This window comes from Bacillus sp. PS108, assembly GCF_037963335.1.
Classification (GTDB): Bacteria; Bacillota; Bacilli; order Bacillales; family Bacillaceae; genus Bacillus; species Bacillus subtilis.
Window position 1 is genome coordinate 95,753 of the sequence record NZ_CP150155.1, and the last position, 21,523, is coordinate 117,275.

Sequence of the window (21,523 nt, forward strand, 5' to 3'; positions counted from 1 at the left end):
CAAAATGATCTTTGAAAACTAAACAAGACAAAACGTACCTGTTAATTCAGTTTTTAAAAAATCGCACAGCGATGTGCGTAGTCAGTCAAACTACTTTATCGGAGAGTTTGATCCTGGCTCAGGACGAACGCTGGCGGCGTGCCTAATACATGCAAGTCGAGCGGACAGATGGGAGCTTGCTCCCTGATGTTAGCGGCGGACGGGTGAGTAACACGTGGGTAACCTGCCTGTAAGACTGGGATAACTCCGGGAAACCGGGGCTAATACCGGATGGTTGTTTGAACCGCATGGTTCAAACATAAAAGGTGGCTTCGGCTACCACTTACAGATGGACCCGCGGCGCATTAGCTAGTTGGTGAGGTAACGGCTCACCAAGGCAACGATGCGTAGCCGACCTGAGAGGGTGATCGGCCACACTGGGACTGAGACACGGCCCAGACTCCTACGGGAGGCAGCAGTAGGGAATCTTCCGCAATGGACGAAAGTCTGACGGAGCAACGCCGCGTGAGTGATGAAGGTTTTCGGATCGTAAAGCTCTGTTGTTAGGGAAGAACAAGTACCGTTCGAATAGGGCGGTACCTTGACGGTACCTAACCAGAAAGCCACGGCTAACTACGTGCCAGCAGCCGCGGTAATACGTAGGTGGCAAGCGTTGTCCGGAATTATTGGGCGTAAAGGGCTCGCAGGCGGTTTCTTAAGTCTGATGTGAAAGCCCCCGGCTCAACCGGGGAGGGTCATTGGAAACTGGGGAACTTGAGTGCAGAAGAGGAGAGTGGAATTCCACGTGTAGCGGTGAAATGCGTAGAGATGTGGAGGAACACCAGTGGCGAAGGCGACTCTCTGGTCTGTAACTGACGCTGAGGAGCGAAAGCGTGGGGAGCGAACAGGATTAGATACCCTGGTAGTCCACGCCGTAAACGATGAGTGCTAAGTGTTAGGGGGTTTCCGCCCCTTAGTGCTGCAGCTAACGCATTAAGCACTCCGCCTGGGGAGTACGGTCGCAAGACTGAAACTCAAAGGAATTGACGGGGGCCCGCACAAGCGGTGGAGCATGTGGTTTAATTCGAAGCAACGCGAAGAACCTTACCAGGTCTTGACATCCTCTGACAATCCTAGAGATAGGACGTCCCCTTCGGGGGCAGAGTGACAGGTGGTGCATGGTTGTCGTCAGCTCGTGTCGTGAGATGTTGGGTTAAGTCCCGCAACGAGCGCAACCCTTGATCTTAGTTGCCAGCATTCAGTTGGGCACTCTAAGGTGACTGCCGGTGACAAACCGGAGGAAGGTGGGGATGACGTCAAATCATCATGCCCCTTATGACCTGGGCTACACACGTGCTACAATGGACAGAACAAAGGGCAGCGAAACCGCGAGGTTAAGCCAATCCCACAAATCTGTTCTCAGTTCGGATCGCAGTCTGCAACTCGACTGCGTGAAGCTGGAATCGCTAGTAATCGCGGATCAGCATGCCGCGGTGAATACGTTCCCGGGCCTTGTACACACCGCCCGTCACACCACGAGAGTTTGTAACACCCGAAGTCGGTGAGGTAACCTTTTAGGAGCCAGCCGCCGAAGGTGGGACAGATGATTGGGGTGAAGTCGTAACAAGGTAGCCGTATCGGAAGGTGCGGCTGGATCACCTCCTTTCTAAGGATATTATACGGAATATAAGACCTTGGGTCTTATAAACAGAACGTTCCCTGTCTTGTTTAGTTTTGAAGGATCATTCCTTCGAAACGTGTTCTTTGAAAACTAGATAACAGTAGACATCACATTCAATTAGTAATACAAGATATCACATAGTGATTCTTTTTAACGGTTAAGTTAGAAAGGGCGCACGGTGGATGCCTTGGCACTAGGAGCCGATGAAGGACGGGACGAACACCGATATGCTTCGGGGAGCTGTAAGCAAGCTTTGATCCGGAGATTTCCGAATGGGGAAACCCACCACTCGTAATGGAGTGGTATCCATATCTGAATTCATAGGATATGAGAAGGCAGACCCGGGGAACTGAAACATCTAAGTACCCGGAGGAAGAGAAAGCAAATGCGATTCCCTGAGTAGCGGCGAGCGAAACGGGATTAGCCCAAACCAAGAGGCTTGCCTCTTGGGGTTGTAGGACACTCTGTACGGAGTTACAAAGGAACGAGGTAGATGAAGAGGTCTGGAAAGGCCCGCCATAGGAGGTAACAGCCCTGTAGTCAAAACTTCGTTCTCTCCTGAGTGGATCCTGAGTACGGCGGAACACGTGAAATTCCGTCGGAATCCGGGAGGACCATCTCCCAAGGCTAAATACTCCCTAGTGACCGATAGTGAACCAGTACCGTGAGGGAAAGGTGAAAAGCACCCCGGAAGGGGAGTGAAAGAGATCCTGAAACCGTGTGCCTACAAGTAGTCAGAGCCCGTTAACGGGTGATGGCGTGCCTTTTGTAGAATGAACCGGCGAGTTACGATCCCGTGCAAGGTTAAGCAGAAGATGCGGAGCCGCAGCGAAAGCGAGTCTGAATAGGGCGCATGAGTACGTGGTCGTAGACCCGAAACCAGGTGATCTACCCATGTCCAGGGTGAAGTTCAGGTAACACTGAATGGAGGCCCGAACCCACGCACGTTGAAAAGTGCGGGGATGAGGTGTGGGTAGGGGTGAAATGCCAATCGAACCTGGAGATAGCTGGTTCTCTCCGAAATAGCTTTAGGGCTAGCCTCAAGGTAAGAGTCTTGGAGGTAGAGCACTGATTGGACTAGGGGCCCCTACCGGGTTACCGAATTCAGTCAAACTCCGAATGCCAATGACTTATCCTTGGGAGTCAGACTGCGAGTGATAAGATCCGTAGTCGAAAGGGAAACAGCCCAGACCGCCAGCTAAGGTCCCAAAGTATACGTTAAGTGGAAAAGGATGTGGAGTTGCTTAGACAACCAGGATGTTGGCTTAGAAGCAGCCACCATTTAAAGAGTGCGTAATAGCTCACTGGTCGAGTGACTCTGCGCCGAAAATGTACCGGGGCTAAACGTATCACCGAAGCTGCGGACTGTTCTTCGAACAGTGGTAGGAGAGCGTTCTAAGGGCTGTGAAGCCAGACCGGAAGGACTGGTGGAGCGCTTAGAAGTGAGAATGCCGGTATGAGTAGCGAAAGAGGGGTGAGAATCCCCTCCACCGAATGCCTAAGGTTTCCTGAGGAAGGCTCGTCCGCTCAGGGTTAGTCGGGACCTAAGCCGAGGCCGAAAGGCGTAGGCGATGGACAACAGGTTGATATTCCTGTACCACCTCCTCACCATTTGAGCAATGGGGGGACGCAGGAGGATAGGGTAAGCGCGGTATTGGATATCCGCGTCCAAGCAGTTAGGCTGGGAAATAGGCAAATCCGTTTCCCATAAGGCTGAGCTGTGATGGCGAGCGAAATATAGTAGCGAAGTTCCTGATTCCACACTGCCAAGAAAAGCCTCTAGCGAGGTGAGAGGTGCCCGTACCGCAAACCGACACAGGTAGGCGAGGAGAGAATCCTAAGGTGATCGAGAGAACTCTCGTTAAGGAACTCGGCAAAATGACCCCGTAACTTCGGGAGAAGGGGTGCTCTGTTAGGGTGCAAGCCCGAGAGAGCCGCAGTGAATAGGCCCAGGCGACTGTTTAGCAAAAACACAGGTCTCTGCGAAGCCGTAAGGCGAAGTATAGGGGCTGACGCCTGCCCGGTGCTGGAAGGTTAAGAGGAGCGCTTAGCGTAAGCGAAGGTGCGAATTGAAGCCCCAGTAAACGGCGGCCGTAACTATAACGGTCCTAAGGTAGCGAAATTCCTTGTCGGGTAAGTTCCGACCCGCACGAAAGGCGCAACGATCTGGGCACTGTCTCAACGAGAGACTCGGTGAAATTATAGTACCTGTGAAGATGCAGGTTACCCGCGACAGGACGGAAAGACCCCGTGGAGCTTTACTGCAGCCTGATATTGAATGTTGGTACAGCTTGTACAGGATAGGTAGGAGCCTTGGAAACCGGAGCGCCAGCTTCGGTGGAGGCATCGGTGGGATACTACCCTGGCTGTATTGACCTTCTAACCCGCCGCCCTTATCGGGCGGGGAGACAGTGTCAGGTGGGCAGTTTGACTGGGGCGGTCGCCTCCTAAAAGGTAACGGAGGCGCCCAAAGGTTCCCTCAGAATGGTTGGAAATCATTCGCAGAGTGTAAAGGCACAAGGGAGCTTGACTGCGAGACCTACAAGTCGAGCAGGGACGAAAGTCGGGCTTAGTGATCCGGTGGTTCCGCATGGAAGGGCCATCGCTCAACGGATAAAAGCTACCCCGGGGATAACAGGCTTATCTCCCCCAAGAGTCCACATCGACGGGGAGGTTTGGCACCTCGATGTCGGCTCATCGCATCCTGGGGCTGTAGTCGGTCCCAAGGGTTGGGCTGTTCGCCCATTAAAGCGGTACGCGAGCTGGGTTCAGAACGTCGTGAGACAGTTCGGTCCCTATCCGTCGCGGGCGCAGGAAATTTGAGAGGAGCTGTCCTTAGTACGAGAGGACCGGGATGGACGCACCGCTGGTGTACCAGTTGTTCTGCCAAGGGCATCGCTGGGTAGCTATGTGCGGACGGGATAAGTGCTGAAAGCATCTAAGCATGAAGCCCCCCTCAAGATGAGATTTCCCATTCCGCAAGGAAGTAAGATCCCTGAAAGATGATCAGGTTGATAGGTCTGAGGTGGAAGTGTGGCGACACATGGAGCTGACAGATACTAATCGATCGAGGACTTAACCATATTTTTGAATGATGTCACACCTGTTATCTAGTTTTGAGAGAACACTCTCAATTTGTTTGGTGGCGATAGCGAAGAGGTCACACCCGTTCCCATACCGAACACGGAAGTTAAGCTCTTCAGCGCCGATGGTAGTCGGGGGTTTCCCCCTGTGAGAGTAGGACGCCGCCAAGCAAGTTTAAACCCAGCTCATTGAGCTGGGTTTTTTGTATTTTGGTTTATTGGTATCATAAAATTCCACTTAACTGTATAATATAATAACTTTATACCGAATTTTAAATCAGCAATCAGGTTTTGTGGACCGGGAAAATGGAAATAATAAAGGATAGAGCGAGAAAGTTGAAAATTCTCGAGAAACGGCTTATAGTAAGATTATAGTCAAATATAGTCAAAGTCAGTAAAGGAGGGGGTTGAGTGGGACATAATATTTCTGACATCATTGAACAATATTTAAAACGAGTGTTAGATCAAAATGGCAAGGAAATTTTAGAGATTAAACGAAGTGAAATTGCAGATAAATTTCAATGCGTTCCTTCCCAAATAAATTATGTCATCAACACCAGATTTACAAGCGAAAGAGGATATATTGTTGAGAGCAAACGCGGGGGCGGCGGTTACATCAGAATCATTAAAATTAAAATGAACAATGAAGTTGTCCTAATCAATAATATAATTTCTCAAATTAATACCCATTTGTCTCAAGCAGCCTCTGATGACATTATTTTAAGGCTATTAGAAGACAAGGTAATTTCAGAAAGAGAAGCAAAAATGATGGTCAGCGTAATGGACCGCTCAGTTTTACACATTGACTTGCCTGAACGTGATGAATTAAGAGCGAGAATGATGAAGGCAATGTTGACTTCTTTAAAATTAAAATAAGCGGGTGAAAAGATTGATTTGTCAAGAGTGCCACGAGAGACCAGCCACTTTTCACTTTACAAAGGTTGTTAACGGAGAAAAAATAGAAGTTCATATTTGTGAACAATGTGCCAAAGAAAATAGTGATTCATATGGTATAAGTGCAAATCAGGGTTTCTCTATTCATAATTTACTTTCGGGTTTACTGAACATGGATTCTTCATTTCAAAATGCAGGAACTCAAATGTTCAGTCACTCGGAGCAAATATCTGCTTGTCCGAAATGCGGAATGACTTTTCAGCAATTCAGAAAAATTGGCCGTTTTGGATGTTCTGAATGTTACAAAACATTTCATAGCAACATTACACCAATCCTACGTAAAGTGCACAGCGGAAACACTGTGCATGCAGGTAAGATACCGAAACGAATAGGCGGCAATCTTCATGTCAGACGGCAGATTGATATGCTAAAAAAGGAATTGGAATCCTTAATCCATCAAGAAGAATTTGAAAATGCAGCTCATGTAAGAGATCAAATTCGTTCATTAGAACAATCACTCAAAAGTACAGATAGTGAGGAGGAACAGGAGTAATGTCGCTAAAGCATTTTATTCAGGACGCACTAAGCAGTTGGATGAAGCAGAAAGGACCTGAAAGTGACATTGTACTCAGCAGCCGCATACGTTTAGCAAGGAACTTTGAGCATATTCGGTTCCCTACGCGGTATTCCAATGAAGAAGCCTCATCCATCATACAGCAATTTGAAGATCAGTTTTCAGAGCAAGAAATTCCCGGAATCGGCAAATTTGTTTTGATTAGAATGAATGATGCACAGCCTTTAGAGAAGCGTGTACTTGTTGAAAAACATCTAATCAGTCCGAATCTGACAGAGTCTCCTTTTGGCGGCTGTTTGCTTTCTGAAAATGAGGAAGTAAGCGTCATGCTAAATGAAGAGGACCATATTAGAATTCAGTGTCTTTTCCCTGGATTTCAGCTTTTAGAAGCAATGAAAGCCGCAAACCAGGTCGACGACTGGATTGAAGAAAAAGTTGATTATGCATTCAATGAGCAAAGAGGATACTTAACCAGCTGTCCTACAAACGTAGGTACAGGTTTAAGGGCTTCGGTCATGATGCATCTGCCGGCACTAGTTTTAACTAGGCAAATAAATCGAATTATACCGGCAATTAATCAATTAGGCTTAGTTGTTAGAGGAATTTATGGGGAAGGCAGCGAAGCAGTAGGGAATATCTTTCAAATTTCAAATCAGATCACGCTTGGTAAGTCAGAGCAGGATATTGTAGAGGATCTTAACAGTGTTGCTGCTCAGTTGATTGAACAAGAACGATCTGCCCGAGAAGCGATTTATCAAACTTCTAAAATTGAACTTGAGGATCGGGTATATCGGTCTTATGGGGTCTTGTCTAATTGCCGGATGATAGAATCGAAAGAAACTGCAAAGTGCCTTTCAGATGTTCGGTTAGGCATAGACCTAGGCATTATAAAAGGACTTTCAAGCAACATACTTAACGAACTTATGATTTTGACGCAGCCAGGGTTTTTACAGCAATACTCGGGAGGCGCTTTGCGTCCGAACGAAAGGGACATTCGAAGAGCGGCTCTCATCAGAGAACGGCTTCACTTAGAAATGAATGGGAAAAGACAGGAGGATGAATCGATATGATGTTTGGAAGATTTACAGAACGAGCTCAAAAAGTACTGGCGCTAGCACAGGAAGAAGCACTTCGGTTAGGTCATAATAACATTGGCACTGAGCATATTTTATTAGGACTGGTAAGAGAAGGAGAGGGCATTGCTGCTAAAGCTCTTCAAGCGCTTGGACTCGGTTCAGATAAAATTCAGAAAGAAGTAGAAAGTTTGATCGGGCGCGGGCAGGAAATGTCTCAAACGATTCATTATACTCCTAGAGCTAAAAAAGTCATTGAGCTTTCAATGGATGAGGCAAGAAAACTCGGTCATTCTTATGTTGGAACAGAACATATTCTTCTTGGTCTGATTCGTGAAGGAGAAGGCGTTGCTGCGAGAGTTCTGAATAATCTCGGTGTCAGCTTAAATAAAGCAAGACAGCAGGTGCTCCAGCTTCTAGGAAGTAATGAAACAGGATCATCAGCGGCAGGAACAAACAGCAATGCGAATACGCCTACGCTTGACAGCTTGGCAAGAGACTTAACTGCTATTGCGAAGGAAGACAGCCTTGACCCTGTAATCGGCAGAAGCAAGGAGATCCAGCGTGTCATTGAAGTGTTAAGCCGCAGAACGAAAAACAACCCTGTTCTCATTGGGGAACCAGGTGTAGGTAAAACGGCTATCGCAGAAGGTTTGGCACAGCAAATTATCAATAATGAAGTACCCGAAATTTTGCGTGATAAACGTGTGATGACATTAGACATGGGAACAGTTGTTGCCGGCACAAAATACCGCGGAGAATTTGAGGATCGCCTGAAGAAGGTCATGGATGAAATTCGCCAGGCAGGAAATATCATTCTATTCATCGATGAGCTCCATACATTAATCGGGGCAGGCGGAGCAGAAGGTGCTATTGATGCATCTAATATTTTAAAACCTTCACTTGCTCGCGGCGAACTCCAATGTATTGGTGCAACGACTCTTGATGAGTACCGTAAATATATTGAAAAAGATGCAGCACTGGAACGCCGTTTTCAGCCGATTCAGGTTGATCAGCCATCTGTAGATGAAAGTATTCAAATTTTACAAGGTCTGCGTGACAGATACGAAGCCCACCACCGCGTTTCTATCACTGATGATGCCATTGAAGCTGCGGTTAAGCTTTCTGACAGATATATTTCTGACCGCTTCCTTCCGGATAAAGCAATTGACTTGATCGATGAAGCAGGTTCAAAGGTGAGACTGCGCTCATTTACAACGCCTCCTAACTTAAAAGAGCTTGAGCAGAAGCTTGATGAGGTTCGTAAAGAGAAGGATGCGGCAGTGCAAAGCCAAGAGTTTGAAAAAGCTGCTTCCTTGCGTGATACTGAACAACGCCTGCGCGAGCAAGTAGAGGATACGAAGAAATCATGGAAAGAGAAGCAAGGGCAGGAAAACTCAGAGGTTACTGTGGATGATATTGCGATGGTTGTATCCAGCTGGACCGGTGTGCCTGTATCTAAAATCGCCCAAACTGAAACTGATAAGCTTCTCAATATGGAAAACATTCTTCATTCCCGCGTCATCGGCCAGGATGAAGCAGTTGTAGCTGTTGCAAAAGCCGTCAGACGTGCGAGAGCAGGATTGAAAGATCCTAAACGCCCAATCGGCTCATTCATTTTCTTAGGCCCTACAGGTGTAGGTAAAACAGAGCTTGCACGAGCACTCGCTGAATCCATTTTTGGCGATGAAGAATCCATGATCAGAATTGATATGTCTGAATACATGGAAAAACACTCAACTTCAAGACTTGTTGGTTCACCTCCGGGATATGTGGGATATGATGAAGGCGGTCAATTGACAGAGAAAGTCAGAAGAAAACCTTACTCTGTCGTGCTTCTTGATGAGATCGAGAAAGCGCACCCTGATGTCTTCAATATCCTTCTGCAAGTTCTTGAAGACGGACGATTGACTGATTCTAAAGGACGCACAGTCGATTTCCGCAATACCATTCTGATCATGACATCAAACGTCGGAGCAAGTGAGCTGAAACGCAATAAATATGTCGGCTTTAACGTTCAGGATGAAACTCAAAATCATAAAGACATGAAAGATAAAGTGATGGGTGAATTAAAACGAGCTTTCAGACCTGAGTTCATCAACCGTATCGATGAAATCATTGTCTTCCATTCACTTGAGAAAAAACATCTTACTGAAATCGTGTCATTAATGTCTGATCAATTAACGAAACGCTTGAAAGAACAAGATCTTTCTATCGAATTGACAGATGCTGCAAAAGCGAAAGTCGCGGAAGAGGGCGTTGACCTGGAATACGGTGCCCGTCCGTTAAGAAGAGCGATCCAAAAACATGTCGAGGATCGTTTATCTGAAGAACTCCTCAGAGGAAATATTCATAAAGGACAGCATATTGTTCTTGATGTAGAAGATGGCGAATTTGTCGTAAAAACGACTGCTAAAACGAATTAATATAGAAGACGGAAATGAGGCATACAGCATGTAAGTGTATGCCTCACTTTCATATCAAGAAATAGAACAAGGGAGAGGTCTTACACTATATATGGCTAAAACAAAATCGAAATTCATCTGCCAATCCTGCGGCTACGAGTCTCCAAAATGGATGGGGAAATGTCCGGGCTGCGGTGCTTGGAATACAATGGTGGAAGAAATGATTAAAAAAGCACCAGCCAATCGGAGAGCGGCTTTTTCTCATTCTGTTCAAACTGTACAGAAACCTTCACCTATTACATCAATCGAAACATCAGAAGAACCCCGCGTCAAAACCCAGCTTGGCGAGTTTAACAGAGTACTCGGCGGAGGTGTCGTTAAAGGCTCCCTCGTTTTAATTGGCGGTGATCCTGGTATCGGAAAGTCAACGCTATTACTGCAGGTTTCCGCTCAATTATCAGGCTCATCAAACAGTGTCCTGTATATTTCGGGAGAAGAATCTGTAAAGCAAACGAAGCTGCGAGCAGACCGTCTCGGCATTAATAATCCGTCACTGCATGTTTTATCTGAAACCGATATGGAGTATATTTCGTCTGCTATACAAGAGATGAATCCAGCGTTTGTCGTTGTTGACTCTATTCAAACGGTTTACCAAAGCGATATTACATCGGCTCCAGGCAGTGTATCACAGGTCAGAGAATGTACCGCTGAGCTGATGAAAATTGCAAAAACAAAAGGTATTCCGATTTTTATCGTAGGGCACGTGACGAAAGAAGGGTCTATTGCAGGTCCGAGACTGTTGGAGCATATGGTTGACACTGTTTTATATTTTGAAGGAGAACGCCACCATACTTTCCGTATTTTGAGGGCTGTAAAAAACCGTTTCGGATCTACAAACGAAATGGGCATTTTCGAAATGCGGGAAGAGGGGCTCACTGAGGTTTTGAATCCTTCGGAAATTTTCTTAGAAGAACGCTCTGCTGGTTCCGCAGGCTCGAGTATCACTGCCTCTATGGAGGGCACTAGACCGATTCTCGTTGAAATTCAGGCGCTCATCTCGCCAACAAGCTTTGGCAACCCAAGGCGTATGGCAACGGGAATAGACCATAACAGGGTTTCTCTGTTAATGGCTGTGTTAGAAAAAAGAGTTGGATTGCTGCTGCAAAATCAGGATGCTTATTTGAAAGTGGCTGGCGGCGTTAAGCTTGATGAACCGGCAATTGATCTTGCCATTGTGATTAGTATCGCATCAAGCTTTAGAGACACACCTCCAAATCCTGCAGATTGCTTTATTGGAGAAGTGGGATTAACCGGAGAAGTCCGGCGGGTTTCAAGAATTGAACAGCGTGTGAAAGAAGCGGCAAAGCTTGGCTTTAAACGCATGATCATACCCGCGGCAAATCTGGATGGATGGACAAAACCAAAAGGGATTGAGGTTATCGGAGTAGCAAATGTTGCAGAAGCGCTTCGTACTTCATTAGGAGGATAATAGATGGAAAAAGAGAAAAAAGGGGCGAAACACGAGTTAGACCTGTCATCTATATTGCAGTTTGTTGCTCCGGGTACACCGCTCAGAGCGGGGATGGAAAACGTCTTGAGAGCAAATACAGGCGGTCTGATTGTTGTTGGATATAATGATAAAGTAAAAGAAGTGGTGGACGGCGGCTTTCACATCAACACGGCTTTTTCTCCGGCGCATTTATATGAGCTGGCTAAAATGGATGGAGCGATCATTTTAAGTGATTCGGGTCAAAAAATCCTCTATGCGAATACTCAGCTGATGCCGGATGCCACAATTTCTTCATCAGAAACAGGAATGCGGCACAGAACTGCCGAAAGAGTAGCTAAGCAAACTGGCTGTCTTGTAATCGCTATTTCTGAAAGAAGAAATGTCATAACGTTATATCAGGAAAACATGAAGTATACACTAAAAGACATAGGATTTATTTTAACCAAGGCGAACCAAGCCATTCAAACACTTGAAAAATATAAGACAATCCTCGATAAAACGATTAATGCACTGAACGCGTTAGAGTTTGAGGAACTTGTTACCTTCAGTGATGTCTTGTCTGTCATGCATCGTTATGAAATGGTACTGAGAATCAAAAACGAAATTAATATGTATATCAAAGAGCTGGGGACAGAAGGGCATCTGATCAAACTGCAAGTCATTGAATTGATTACGGATATGGAAGAAGAGGCCGCTTTATTTATTAAGGACTATGTAAAAGAAAAGATTAAAGATCCGTTTGTTCTCTTGAAGGAGCTGCAGGATATGTCCAGTTATGATCTGCTGGATGATTCCATTGTGTATAAGCTTCTCGGTTACCCTGCTTCTACTAATCTTGATGATTATGTATTGCCGAGAGGATACAGGCTGTTAAATAAGATACCGCGTCTTCCGATGCCGATTGTTGAAAATGTTGTAGAAGCATTTGGAGTCCTGCCAAGGATTATTGAGGCGAGTGCAGAAGAATTAGATGAAGTAGAGGGAATCGGTGAAGTACGAGCCCAAAAAATCAAAAAAGGATTAAAACGCCTGCAAGAGAAGCATTATTTAGACAGACAACTGTGATTTCGGTTAAAACCTTATGAATACGGGTATATTAATGTTGGTTTTTGTTTATTCTGATATTCGTAGGATGCATAAGACTTTGTGAAATTAAAATGTTAAAAAAGGAGGTGGGGGTATGTTAAAACGAATAGTTCAGGCGTTCTTCATTATTTTTGGCGGCGTTGTTGGTATATTTTTGATACCTGAATTGTTTGTACTGTTAAATATACAGGACATACCTTTAATAACAAACGCATATACGTCTGCGGCAATAGGAGCAATTATCTTTTTTCTCATCAGTATATGGGGTACAGAATACGTTGTGAACTGGGTGAAGTGGATAGAGGATTCATTGTTAAAAGCGCCGGTTCCAGATTTGTTATTTGGAAGTCTTGGCTTAGTTTTTGGACTTATAATTGCTTATCTTATCGTAAATGTTATTCCTTTAGACAATATACCTTACCGCATATTCAGCACAATAATTCCTGTATTTTTGGCTTTCTTCCTCGGTTATCTCGGCTTCCAGGTGGGCTTTAAGAAAAAGGATGAATTGATCAGCCTGTTTTCCATTTCCGCCAGAATGCAAAAGAAAAAAGGAACAGCTGATGAAGAACATGAGGTTCAAGACAAGAAGCTGAAAATTTTGGACACTAGTGTTATTATTGATGGGAGAATAGCAGATATTTGTCAGACTGGTTTTTTAGAGGGAGTTATCGTGATTCCGCAGTTTGTCCTTGAGGAATTGCAGCATATTGCAGACTCTTCAGATGTTTTAAAACGAAACAGAGGACGCCGCGGTCTTGATATCCTGAACCGCATTCAGAAAGAATTAGACATTGAAGTTGAAATTTACGAAGGTGACTTTGAAGATATTCAGGAGGTTGACAGCAAGCTCGTCAAACTTGCTAAGCTGACATCCGGGGTCGTTGTGACGAATGATTTTAATTTAAATAAAGTGTGCGAGCTTCAGAAGGTAGCAGTATTAAACATTAATGACCTTGCCAATGCGGTCAAGCCTGTTGTGCTTCCTGGCGAGGAAATGAATGTTCAGGTCATTAAGGACGGGAAAGAGCATAATCAGGGAGTTGCCTACTTGGATGACGGTACGATGATTGTCGTTGAAGAAGGACGGAATTATATCGGCAAGCATATTGATGTACTCGTCACAAGTGTGCTGCAGACAGCAGCGGGACGAATGATTTTTGCGAAGCCTAAGCTGTTGGAGAAGGCGCTGTAAAGGGAGAAGAAACAATGAGTTATGATGTGGTGATTCCTGCAGCCGGACAGGGAAAGCGGATGAAGGCAGGGAGAAATAAACTGTTCATTGAGCTGAAGGGAGACCCGGTGATCATACACACGTTAAGAGTGTTTGACAGCCACCGGCAGTGCGATAAAATCATTTTGGTGATTAACGAGCAGGAGCGGGAGTACTTTCAGCAATTGCTGTCCGATTACCCGTTTCAAACTTCGATTGAGCTTGTTGCAGGCGGAGATGAGCGTCAGCACAGTGTGTATAAGGGGCTGAAAGCCGTAAAGCAGGAAAAGATTGTCCTTGTACATGACGGTGCCCGCCCATTTATAAAACATGAACAAATTGACGAACTGATCGCAGAGGCGGAACAGACAGGAGCGGCCATCCTTGCTGTTCCGGTAAAAGATACGATTAAACGCGTTCAAGATTTACAAGTCAGTGAGACGATTGAACGTTCAAGCTTGTGGGCTGTCCAAACGCCACAAGCTTTTCGTCTTTCTTTATTGATGAAGGCTCACGCTGAGGCCGAGCGCAAGGGATTTTTAGGGACGGATGACGCCAGCCTCGTTGAACAGATGGAGGGCGGTTCGGTCCGTGTTGTAGAAGGCAGCTATACAAATATTAAGCTGACGACGCCAGACGATTTGACGTCAGCTGAAGCTATCATGGAATCAGAAAGTGGGAATAAACATGTTTAGAATTGGACAAGGATTTGATGTGCATCAATTAGTGGAGGGCCGTCCTCTCATTATTGGCGGAATTGAAATCCCGTACGAAAAAGGGCTGCTTGGCCATTCTGATGCAGACGTATTGCTGCATACCGTCGCTGACGCCTGCCTGGGAGCTGTGGGTGAAGGAGACATCGGCAAGCATTTTCCTGACACAGATCCCGAGTTCAAGGACGCAGATTCTTTCAAATTACTTCAGCATGTCTGGGGAATCGTGAAACAGAAGGGGTATGTCCTTGGGAACATTGATTGCACCATCATAGCGCAAAAGCCGAAGATGCTGCCGTACATAGAAGATATGAGAAAAAGAATTGCTGAAGGCCTTGAGGCAGATGTTTCTCAAGTAAATGTAAAAGCAACAACGACAGAAAAGCTTGGATTTACAGGCCGGGCGGAAGGAATAGCGGCTCAGGCGACAGTACTGATACAAAAAGGCTAACTTGTTTTGATGCCGGGTCTATTTGGTGGTAGAATAGATTCATACATTTTTGCCTGAGGCCATACATGACATGAAAGGAAGTATTTGAAAATGGGAAACGAAGTACGCGTCCGTTATGCACCGAGTCCAACCGGACATTTGCATATTGGAAATGCCAGAACGGCGCTTTTTAATTATTTATTTGCCCGCAATCAAGGCGGTAAGTTTATCATTCGAGTTGAGGATACTGATAAAAAGCGCAATATTGAGGGCGGAGAACAAAGCCAGCTGAATTATCTGAAGTGGCTAGGTATTGACTGGGATGAGAGTGTGGATGTCGGAGGAGAGTACGGTCCATACCGTCAGTCAGAGCGTAACGATATCTATAAAGTGTACTATGAAGAGCTTCTTGAAAAAGGGCTTGCTTATAAATGTTACTGTACGGAAGAAGAGCTTGAAAAAGAGCGTGAAGAACAGATTGCCCGCGGAGAAATGCCTCGTTATTCCGGAAAACACAGAGACCTGACTCAGGAAGAACAGGAGAAATTTATCGCCGAAGGCAGAAAACCAAGTATTCGTTTCCGTGTGCCGGAAGGAAAAGTCATCGCCTTCAACGACATCGTAAAAGGCGAAATTTCTTTTGAATCAGATGGCATTGGCGACTTCGTTATTGTGAAAAAGGACGGAACGCCTACTTATAACTTCGCGGTAGCTATTGATGACTACTTAATGAAAATGACACACGTGCTGCGCGGTGAGGATCATATTTCTAACACACCGAAACAGATTATGATCTATCAAGCATTCGGGTGGGATATTCCTCAGTTCGGACACATGACGCTGATTGTAAACGAAAGCCGTAAAAAGCTCAGTAAACGTGATGAATCCATTATTCAATTCATCGAGCAGTACAAAGAGCTTGGCTACCTGCCAGAAGCGCTGTTCAACTTTATCGGACTGCTAGGCTGGTCACCGGTTGGAGAAGAAGAGCTTTTCACAAAAGAGCAGTTTATTGAAATTTTTGATGTAAATCGTTTATCTAAATCACCAGCTTTGTTTGATATGCATAAGCTAAAATGGGTTAACAACCAATATGTGAAGAAGCTGGATCTTGATCAGGTTGTTGAACTGACGCTTCCGCATTTGCAAAAAGCGGGCAAAGTTGGCACTGAGCTTTCTGCTGAAGAACAAGAGTGGGTTCGTAAACTGATTTCCCTGTATCATGAGCAATTAAGCTACGGTGCGGAAATTGTTGAGCTGACTGATTTGTTCTTTACGGATGAGATCGAGTATAATCAAGAAGCGAAAGCTGTTCTGGAAGAAGAACAGGTTCCTGAAGTGCTCAGCACATTCGCAGCGAAGCTTGAAGAGCTTGAGGAGTTCACTCCGGATAACATCAAAGCATCGATCAAAGCAGTGCAGAAAGAAACTGGCCATAAAGGGAAAAAACTGTTTATGCCGATTCGTGTTGCTGTAACAGGGCAAACTCACGGTCCGGAACTGCCGCAATCAATTGAATTGATCGGTAAAGAGACTGCAATTCAGCGTTTAAAAAATATCTAAATAAATGATTGTTGACAGGGAAGAGTATAAAGCTTTAGGCCATTACAGAAAGGATCTCCATTGGCTGAGAGAGATCCATGAGCCGGGTTTTAGAAGTGCGCCCTTAAGACCTTTGAAGAACGTCATTTGAAACCAGTATTCAAAGGCGGCCGCCGCCGTTACAGGCTGAAGTTGGGAGAGCAGAAGTCTGCTTTTCAAACAGAGTGGAACCGCGCGGTTAAAGCGTCTCTGTCATGTTTACATGCAGAGACGCTTTTTTTATTGGGTAGAGGAAATCAGATAGAGAAACGGGGGGAAGCATGTGTTTTTTAGAATGCTCAAAGAAGACATTGATACTGTGTTCGATCAAGATCCCGCAGCAAGAAGCTATTTTGAAGTGATTTTAACTTATTCCGGTTTACATGCTATATGGGCGCATCGGATTGCACATGCTTTATATAAACGAAAATTTTATTTCCTTGCACGCCTTATATCTCAAGTAAGCCGATTTTTTACCGGGATAGAAATCCACCCAGGCGCTACAATCGGGAGAAGATTTTTCATAGACCACGGCATGGGGGTTGTCATTGGGGAGACATGTGAAATCGGCAATAACGTAACCGTTTTTCAGGGGGTTACCCTCGGGGGAACGGGGAAAGAAAAGGGAAAAAGGCACCCAACGATTAAAGATGACGCATTGATAGCCACAGGTGCTAAAGTGCTCGGTTCTATTACGGTCGGTGAAGGCTCAAAGATTGGGGCTGGTTCAGTAGTGCTGCATGATGTTCCTGATTTTTCAACAGTTGTCGGTATCCCTGGTCGGGTCGTTGTACAAAATGGCAAGAAAGTAAGACGCGATTTAAACCATCAGGATTTGCCCGATCCAGTTGCTGACCGCTTTAAGTCTTTGGAACAGCAGATTTTAGAGCTGAAGGCAGAACTTGAAGACAGAAAAGAAAGGATCAATCAAAAATGACAATCACACTTTATAATACATTGACTAGACAGAAGGAAACATTTGTTCCTCTTGAAGAGGGAAAAGTGAAAATGTATGTATGCGGACCCACGGTTTACAATTACATTCATATCGGGAACGCGCGTCCGGCAATCGTTTACGATACGGTTCGAAACTATTTAGAGTATAAAGGCTATGATGTGCAGTATGTCTCTAACTTCACAGACGTAGACGATAAATTAATTAAAGCGGCAAATGAACTCGGTGAGGATGTACCCACCATTTCAGAGCGTTTTATTAAAGCATACTTTGAAGACGTAGGTGCGCTCGGCTGCCGAAAAGCCGACCTTCATCCGCGAGTAATGGAGAACATGGATGCCATTATCGAATTCGTAGATCAGCTCGTGAAAAAGGGCTACGCATATGAATCAGAAGGTGACGTATATTTCAAAACCAGAGCATTTGAAGGGTACGGAAAGCTTTCTCAGCAATCAATCGATGAACTTAGATCAGGTGCACGCATCCGAGTCGGCGAGAAAAAAGAAGATGCTCTTGATTTCGCATTGTGGAAAGCGGCAAAAGAAGGAGAAATCTCTTGGGATAGCCCTTGGGGAAAAGGACGTCCGGGCTGGCACATTGAATGCTCAGCAATGGTGAAAAAGTATCTGGGTGACCAGATTGATATCCATGCGGGCGGACAGGATTTAACATTCCCTCACCATGAAAACGAAATTGCGCAATCTGAGGCGCTAACAGGCAAAACGTTTGCGAAGTACTGGCTTCATAATGGTTATATCAATATTGATAATGAAAAAATGTCAAAATCACTAGGCAACTTTGTGCTTGTCCATGACATCATTAAACAGCATGATCCGCAGCTTTTGAGATTCTTTATGCTATCTGTTCATTATCGCCACCCGATTAACTATTCAGAAGAGCTTCTGGAGAATACGAAAAGCGCGTTCAACCGTTTAAAAACAGCGTACAGCAATCTTCAGCACCGTCTGAACAGCAGTACGAATTTAACCGAAGATGACGATCAATGGCTTGAAAAAGTTGAAGAACACCGCAAAGCATTCGAAGAAGCGATGGACGATGATTTTAATACGGCGAATGCCATTTCAGTCTTGTTTGACTTAGCGAAACACGCCAATTATTATCTTCAGAAAGACCATACAGCTGATCATGTAATTACGGCGTTTATCGAGATGTTTGACCGTATTGTTTCTGTCCTCGGTTTTTCGTTGGGTGAGCAGGAACTTCTCGATCAAGAGATTGAAGACTTAATCGAAAAGCGAAATGAAGCGCGCCGGAATCGCGATTTTGCATTGTCAGACCAGATCCGCGACCAGCTGAAAAGCATGAATATCATTCTTGAAGACACGGCTCAAGGCACTCGCTGGAAACGGGGACAATAACAGATGCTTGAATTTGATACGATAAAAGATTCTAAGCAGCTTAACGGTCTTGCGCTTGCTTATATAGGTGATGCCATTTTTGAAGTGTATGTCAGGCATCACCTGCTTAAGCAGGGCTTTACCAAACCAAATGATCTTCATAAGAAATCAAGCCGGATTGTTTCAGCAAAGTCACAGGCTGAGATCCTATTTTTTCTGCAGAATCAATCATTTTTTACGGAAGAAGAGGAAGCGGTGCTGAAAAGAGGCAGAAATGCCAAGTCAGGGACAATACCTAAAAATACAGATGTTCAGACGTACCGCTACAGTACAGCATTTGAAGCGCTTCTGGGCTACCTTTTTCTAGAGAAAAAAGAGGAACGACTTAGTCAGCTCGTAGCCGAAGCTATACAATTCGGGACGTCAGGGAGGAAAACAAATGAGTCAGCAACATGATTACGTCATAGGGAAAAATGCAGTGATCGAGACGTTAAAATCTGATCGGAAGCTGTATAAGCTGTGGATGGCGGAAAACACCGTAAAGGGACAAGCACAGCAAGTGATTGAGCTTGCCAAAAAGCAGGGAATCACGATTCAATACGTCCCGAGAAAAAAACTCGATCAAATGGTGACAGGACAGCATCAGGGCGTAGTGGCACAGGTTGCAGCGTATGAATATGCAGAACTGGACGATTTATATAAAGCAGCCGAAGAAAAAAATGAACAGCCTTTCTTCCTCATTCTGGACGAACTTGAAGACCCTCATAATCTTGGTTCCATTATGAGGACAGCAGATGCGGTCGGCGCTCATGGCATCGTCATTCCAAAACGGAGAGCTGTCGGGCTGACAACAACAGTGGCAAAAGCTTCAACAGGAGCAATTGAGCACATTCCTGTAGCAAGAGTCACCAATTTGGCACGGACGTTAGAAGAGATGAAAGAGCGGGGAATCTGGGTTGTCGGAACGGATGCGTCCGCGCGTGAGGATTACCGTAATATGGACGGCAATATGCCTTTGGCTCTAGTCATCGGAAGTGAAGGAAAAGGGATGGGCCGCCTTGTGAAAGAAAAGTGCGATTTTCTCATTAAACTCCCGATGGCCGGAAAGGTAACTTCACTAAATGCATCTGTCGCGGCTGGTCTTTTGATGTATGAAGTCTACCGGAAACGAAACCCTCTGGGAGAATAAAGACCCATGGATATCCTGTTAGTAGACGGGTACAACATGATTGGAGCCTGGCCGCAGCTGAAGGATTTAAAAGCGAACAGTTTTGAAGAGGCGAGAGACGTACTGATTCAGAAAATGGCAGAATATCAATCGTATACAGGAAACAGGGTTATTGTTGTTTTTGACGCGCATCTCGTAAAAGGGCTTGAGAAAAAACAGACCAACCATAGAGTTGAAGTAATTTTTACAAAAGAAAATGAGACGGCTGATGAGCGGATAGAAAAGCTCGCTCAGGCTTTGAATAATATTGCGACTCAAATTCACGTTGCGACCTCTGACTATACTGAGCAGTGGGCGATTTTCGGACAGGGGGCATTGCGAAAATCGGCCCGGGAGCTTTTGAGAGAGGTAGAAACGATTGAAAGGCGAATAGAGAGACGGGTAAGAAAAATCACTTCCGAGAAGCCGGCGGGTAAAATTGCTTTATCGGAAGAGGTTTTGAAAACGTTTGAAAAGTGGAGGCGGGGAGACTTAGATTAAGTTGACGCTTTTTTGCCCAATACTGTATAATATTTCTATCTACGTGCGCCGGGGGGATCGGAGTGAATCTACAGAACAACAAGGGAAAATTCAACAAAGAGCAGTTTTGCCAGTTGGAGGACGAGCAGGTCATTGAAAAGGTTCATGTTGGGGACAGTGATGCGTTAGATTACTTGATTACGAAGTACCGAAACTTTGTTCGGGCAAAAGCAAGATCCTATTTCTTAATAGGGGCGGACAGAGAGGATATTGTTCAGGAAGGCATGATAGGCCTCTATAAGTCTATTCGTGACTTCAAAGAGGACAAGCTTACCTCATTCAAAGCTTTCGCAGAATTATGTATTACCCGCCAAATTATTACCGCAATAAAGACAGCTACTCGCCAGAAACACATTCCTTTGAATTCCTACGTCTCATTAGATAAACCGATTTTTGATGAAGAATCAGACCGAACGCTGCTGGATGTCATTTCAGGAGCGAAAACCTTAAATCCTGAGGAAATGATCATTAATCAGGAAGAATTTGATGATATTGAAATGAAAATGGGAGAACTATTAAGTGATTTAGAGAGAAAAGTACTCGTCTTATATCTCGATGGGAGAAGTTACCAAGAGATTTCTGATGAACTGAACCGACATGTGAAATCGATCGACAATGCCCTTCAGCGTGTGAAACGCAAGCTGGAGAAGTACTTGGAAATTCGCGAAATCAGTTTGTAATAGGAATTTATGCTATATTGACAGTATTTTTCTGACTATGATATGTTACTAAAGATAAGAACTAATGTCTATTTAGAAAAAGGTGTAATGACATGAGAAAAAAGATTACGTTAGCATGCAAGACATGCGGAAACCGTAATTATACGACAATGAAGAGCTCTGCATCAGCGGCTGAGCGATTAGAAGTAAAGAAATACTGCAGTACTTGCAATTCACATACAGCTCATCTTGAAACAAAATAGTTTTTGCGCTTTTAAATTGTGGAGGTCTTTTACATGCGTATTATGAAATTCTTTAAAGATGTTGGGAAAGAAATGAAAAAGGTAAGCTGGCCTAAAGGAAAAGAGTTAACGCGTTATACCATTACGGTAATTTCAACAGTTATCTTTTTTGTTATCTTTTTTGCCCTCCTTGACACAGGAATTTCTCAATTAATTCGTTTAATAGTTGAATAATGATCAGCAATACGTGCTATAATAGATCATAATATTACTTGCCAAAACCCGTTCAGCGGGTTTTTTATTGTGGCTTAAAATGAAAGTTATCATAGGCTTGCCGCCT

18 protein-coding genes, 3 rRNA genes and 1 other annotated feature are annotated in these 21,523 nt (G+C 44.8%); all 21 genes read left to right on the forward strand.

What is annotated here, in order from left to right; all coding sequences use genetic code 11:
* The first annotated feature begins 95 nt into the window (after nucleotides 1-95).
* The 21 genes from NSQ16_RS00545 (at nucleotide 96) to secE (ending at nucleotide 21,417) form a co-directional block, all read left to right on the forward strand.
* Nucleotides 96-1,645, forward strand: a 16S ribosomal RNA gene (locus NSQ16_RS00545).
* 170 nt (nucleotides 1,646-1,815) lie between these two features.
* A 23S ribosomal RNA gene (locus tag NSQ16_RS00550) occupies nucleotides 1,816-4,743 on the forward strand.
* A 55-nt stretch (nucleotides 4,744-4,798) separates the two neighbouring features.
* Nucleotides 4,799-4,914: ribosomal RNA gene (rrf, locus tag NSQ16_RS00555) — 5S ribosomal RNA — on the forward strand.
* Together the 16S, 23S and 5S rRNA genes form the textbook arrangement of a ribosomal RNA operon.
* Nucleotides 4,915-5,154: 240 nt before the next feature.
* Entirely contained in the window at nucleotides 5,155-5,619 is a 465-nt protein-coding gene (gene ctsR / locus NSQ16_RS00560; RefSeq protein WP_003225724.1) for a transcriptional regulator CtsR, read from the forward strand.
* 13 nt (nucleotides 5,620-5,632) lie between these two features.
* Entirely contained in the window at nucleotides 5,633-6,190 is a 558-nt protein-coding gene (gene mcsA / locus NSQ16_RS00565) for a protein-arginine kinase activator protein McsA (RefSeq protein WP_015252993.1), read from the forward strand.
* Nucleotides 6,190-7,281, forward strand: a complete 1,092-nt coding sequence (locus tag NSQ16_RS00570) for a protein arginine kinase (RefSeq protein WP_003235007.1) — start codon at nucleotides 6,190-6,192, stop codon at nucleotides 7,279-7,281. Before mcsA ends, NSQ16_RS00570 begins: the two co-directional genes overlap by 1 nt.
* Complete coding sequence (clpC, locus tag NSQ16_RS00575) at nucleotides 7,278-9,710, forward strand: ATP-dependent protease ATP-binding subunit ClpC (RefSeq protein WP_014475592.1); 2,433 nt, start codon at nucleotides 7,278-7,280, stop codon at nucleotides 9,708-9,710. The genes NSQ16_RS00570 and clpC overlap by 4 nt, the downstream gene beginning before the upstream one ends.
* A 91-nt stretch (nucleotides 9,711-9,801) precedes the next feature.
* On the forward strand, nucleotides 9,802-11,178 hold the full coding sequence (gene radA, locus NSQ16_RS00580; protein WP_014475593.1) for a DNA repair protein RadA: 1,377 nt from the start codon (nucleotides 9,802-9,804) through the stop codon (nucleotides 11,176-11,178).
* A 3-nt stretch (nucleotides 11,179-11,181) separates the two neighbouring features.
* Nucleotides 11,182-12,264 carry a DNA integrity scanning diadenylate cyclase DisA gene (gene disA / locus NSQ16_RS00585; RefSeq protein ID WP_003225736.1) on the forward strand — a complete coding sequence of 361 codons (1,083 nt, stop codon included), beginning with the start codon at nucleotides 11,182-11,184 and terminating at the stop codon, nucleotides 12,262-12,264.
* Nucleotides 12,265-12,379: 115 nt separating this feature from the next.
* Complete coding sequence (locus NSQ16_RS00590) at nucleotides 12,380-13,480, forward strand: PIN/TRAM domain-containing protein (RefSeq protein WP_003235014.1); 1,101 nt, start codon at nucleotides 12,380-12,382, stop codon at nucleotides 13,478-13,480.
* Nucleotides 13,481-13,494: 14 nt separating this feature from the next.
* The gene (ispD, locus tag NSQ16_RS00595) at nucleotides 13,495-14,193 is read left to right on the forward strand and encodes a 2-C-methyl-D-erythritol 4-phosphate cytidylyltransferase (protein WP_106074229.1); all 699 of its coding nucleotides are present in this window, start codon (nucleotides 13,495-13,497) and stop codon (nucleotides 14,191-14,193) included.
* Nucleotides 14,186-14,662 carry a 2-C-methyl-D-erythritol 2,4-cyclodiphosphate synthase gene (gene ispF, locus NSQ16_RS00600; RefSeq protein WP_003225745.1) on the forward strand — a complete coding sequence of 159 codons (477 nt, stop codon included), beginning with the start codon at nucleotides 14,186-14,188 and terminating at the stop codon, nucleotides 14,660-14,662. Before ispD ends, ispF begins: the two co-directional genes overlap by 8 nt.
* 90 nt (nucleotides 14,663-14,752) lie before the next feature.
* Nucleotides 14,753-16,204 carry a glutamate--tRNA ligase gene (gene gltX / locus NSQ16_RS00605; RefSeq protein ID WP_004399675.1) on the forward strand — a complete coding sequence of 484 codons (1,452 nt, stop codon included), beginning with the start codon at nucleotides 14,753-14,755 and terminating at the stop codon, nucleotides 16,202-16,204.
* A gap of 2 nt (nucleotides 16,205-16,206) precedes the next feature.
* Nucleotides 16,207-16,437, forward strand: a binding site (T-box leader).
* A gap of 68 nt (nucleotides 16,438-16,505) precedes the next feature.
* Entirely contained in the window at nucleotides 16,506-17,159 is a 654-nt protein-coding gene (gene cysE, locus NSQ16_RS00610) for a serine O-acetyltransferase (protein ID WP_003225749.1), read from the forward strand.
* The gene (gene cysS / locus NSQ16_RS00615) at nucleotides 17,156-18,556 is read left to right on the forward strand and encodes a cysteine--tRNA ligase (protein ID WP_038827787.1); all 1,401 of its coding nucleotides are present in this window, start codon (nucleotides 17,156-17,158) and stop codon (nucleotides 18,554-18,556) included. Before cysE ends, cysS begins: the two co-directional genes overlap by 4 nt.
* Before the next feature lie 3 nt (nucleotides 18,557-18,559).
* Nucleotides 18,560-18,991, forward strand: coding sequence for a mini-ribonuclease 3 (locus NSQ16_RS00620; protein WP_014475597.1), 432 nt, complete (start codon nucleotides 18,560-18,562; stop codon nucleotides 18,989-18,991).
* On the forward strand, nucleotides 18,975-19,724 hold the full coding sequence (rlmB, locus tag NSQ16_RS00625) for a 23S rRNA (guanosine(2251)-2'-O)-methyltransferase RlmB (protein WP_014475598.1): 750 nt from the start codon (nucleotides 18,975-18,977) through the stop codon (nucleotides 19,722-19,724). Before NSQ16_RS00620 ends, rlmB begins: the two co-directional genes overlap by 17 nt.
* Before the next feature lie 6 nt (nucleotides 19,725-19,730).
* A complete protein-coding gene (gene rae1, locus NSQ16_RS00630; RefSeq protein ID WP_003235032.1) occupies nucleotides 19,731-20,243 on the forward strand; it encodes a ribosome-dependent mRNA decay endonuclease Rae1/YacP in 513 nt (170 codons plus the stop codon).
* Nucleotides 20,244-20,305: 62 nt separating this feature from the next.
* Entirely contained in the window at nucleotides 20,306-20,962 is a 657-nt protein-coding gene (gene sigH, locus NSQ16_RS00635; protein ID WP_003225758.1) for an RNA polymerase sporulation sigma factor SigH, read from the forward strand.
* Nucleotides 20,963-21,054: 92 nt separating this feature from the next.
* Complete coding sequence (rpmG, locus tag NSQ16_RS00640; protein WP_003156421.1) at nucleotides 21,055-21,204, forward strand: 50S ribosomal protein L33; 150 nt, start codon at nucleotides 21,055-21,057, stop codon at nucleotides 21,202-21,204.
* Nucleotides 21,205-21,237: 33 nt separating this feature from the next.
* Nucleotides 21,238-21,417 carry a preprotein translocase subunit SecE gene (gene secE, locus NSQ16_RS00645; RefSeq protein WP_004399676.1) on the forward strand — a complete coding sequence of 60 codons (180 nt, stop codon included), beginning with the start codon at nucleotides 21,238-21,240 and terminating at the stop codon, nucleotides 21,415-21,417.
* The last annotated feature ends 106 nt before the right edge of the window (nucleotides 21,418-21,523 follow it).

Excerpts from the sequence above, each read along its gene's own strand:
- secE (WP_004399676.1), top strand. The coding sequence starts at position 21,238 with ATGCGTATTATGAAATTCTTTAAAGATGTTGGGAAAGAAATGAAAAAG.
- NSQ16_RS00590 (WP_003235014.1), top strand. The coding sequence starts at position 12,380 with ATGTTAAAACGAATAGTTCAGGCGTTCTTCATTATTTTTGGCGGCGTT.
- disA (WP_003225736.1), top strand. The coding sequence starts at position 11,182 with ATGGAAAAAGAGAAAAAAGGGGCGAAACACGAGTTAGACCTGTCATCT.
- NSQ16_RS00570 (WP_003235007.1), top strand. The coding sequence starts at position 6,190 with ATGTCGCTAAAGCATTTTATTCAGGACGCACTAAGCAGTTGGATGAAG.
- NSQ16_RS00620 (WP_014475597.1), top strand. The coding sequence starts at position 18,560 with ATGCTTGAATTTGATACGATAAAAGATTCTAAGCAGCTTAACGGTCTT.
- ispD (WP_106074229.1), top strand. The coding sequence starts at position 13,495 with ATGAGTTATGATGTGGTGATTCCTGCAGCCGGACAGGGAAAGCGGATG.
- clpC (WP_014475592.1), top strand. The coding sequence starts at position 7,278 with ATGATGTTTGGAAGATTTACAGAACGAGCTCAAAAAGTACTGGCGCTA.
- ispF (WP_003225745.1), top strand. The coding sequence starts at position 14,186 with ATGTTTAGAATTGGACAAGGATTTGATGTGCATCAATTAGTGGAGGGC.
- radA (WP_014475593.1), top strand. The coding sequence starts at position 9,802 with ATGGCTAAAACAAAATCGAAATTCATCTGCCAATCCTGCGGCTACGAG.
- rlmB (WP_014475598.1), top strand. The coding sequence starts at position 18,975 with ATGAGTCAGCAACATGATTACGTCATAGGGAAAAATGCAGTGATCGAG.
- rpmG (WP_003156421.1), top strand. The coding sequence starts at position 21,055 with ATGAGAAAAAAGATTACGTTAGCATGCAAGACATGCGGAAACCGTAAT.
- cysS (WP_038827787.1), top strand. The coding sequence starts at position 17,156 with ATGACAATCACACTTTATAATACATTGACTAGACAGAAGGAAACATTT.
- gltX (WP_004399675.1), top strand. The coding sequence starts at position 14,753 with ATGGGAAACGAAGTACGCGTCCGTTATGCACCGAGTCCAACCGGACAT.
- rae1 (WP_003235032.1), top strand. The coding sequence starts at position 19,731 with ATGGATATCCTGTTAGTAGACGGGTACAACATGATTGGAGCCTGGCCG.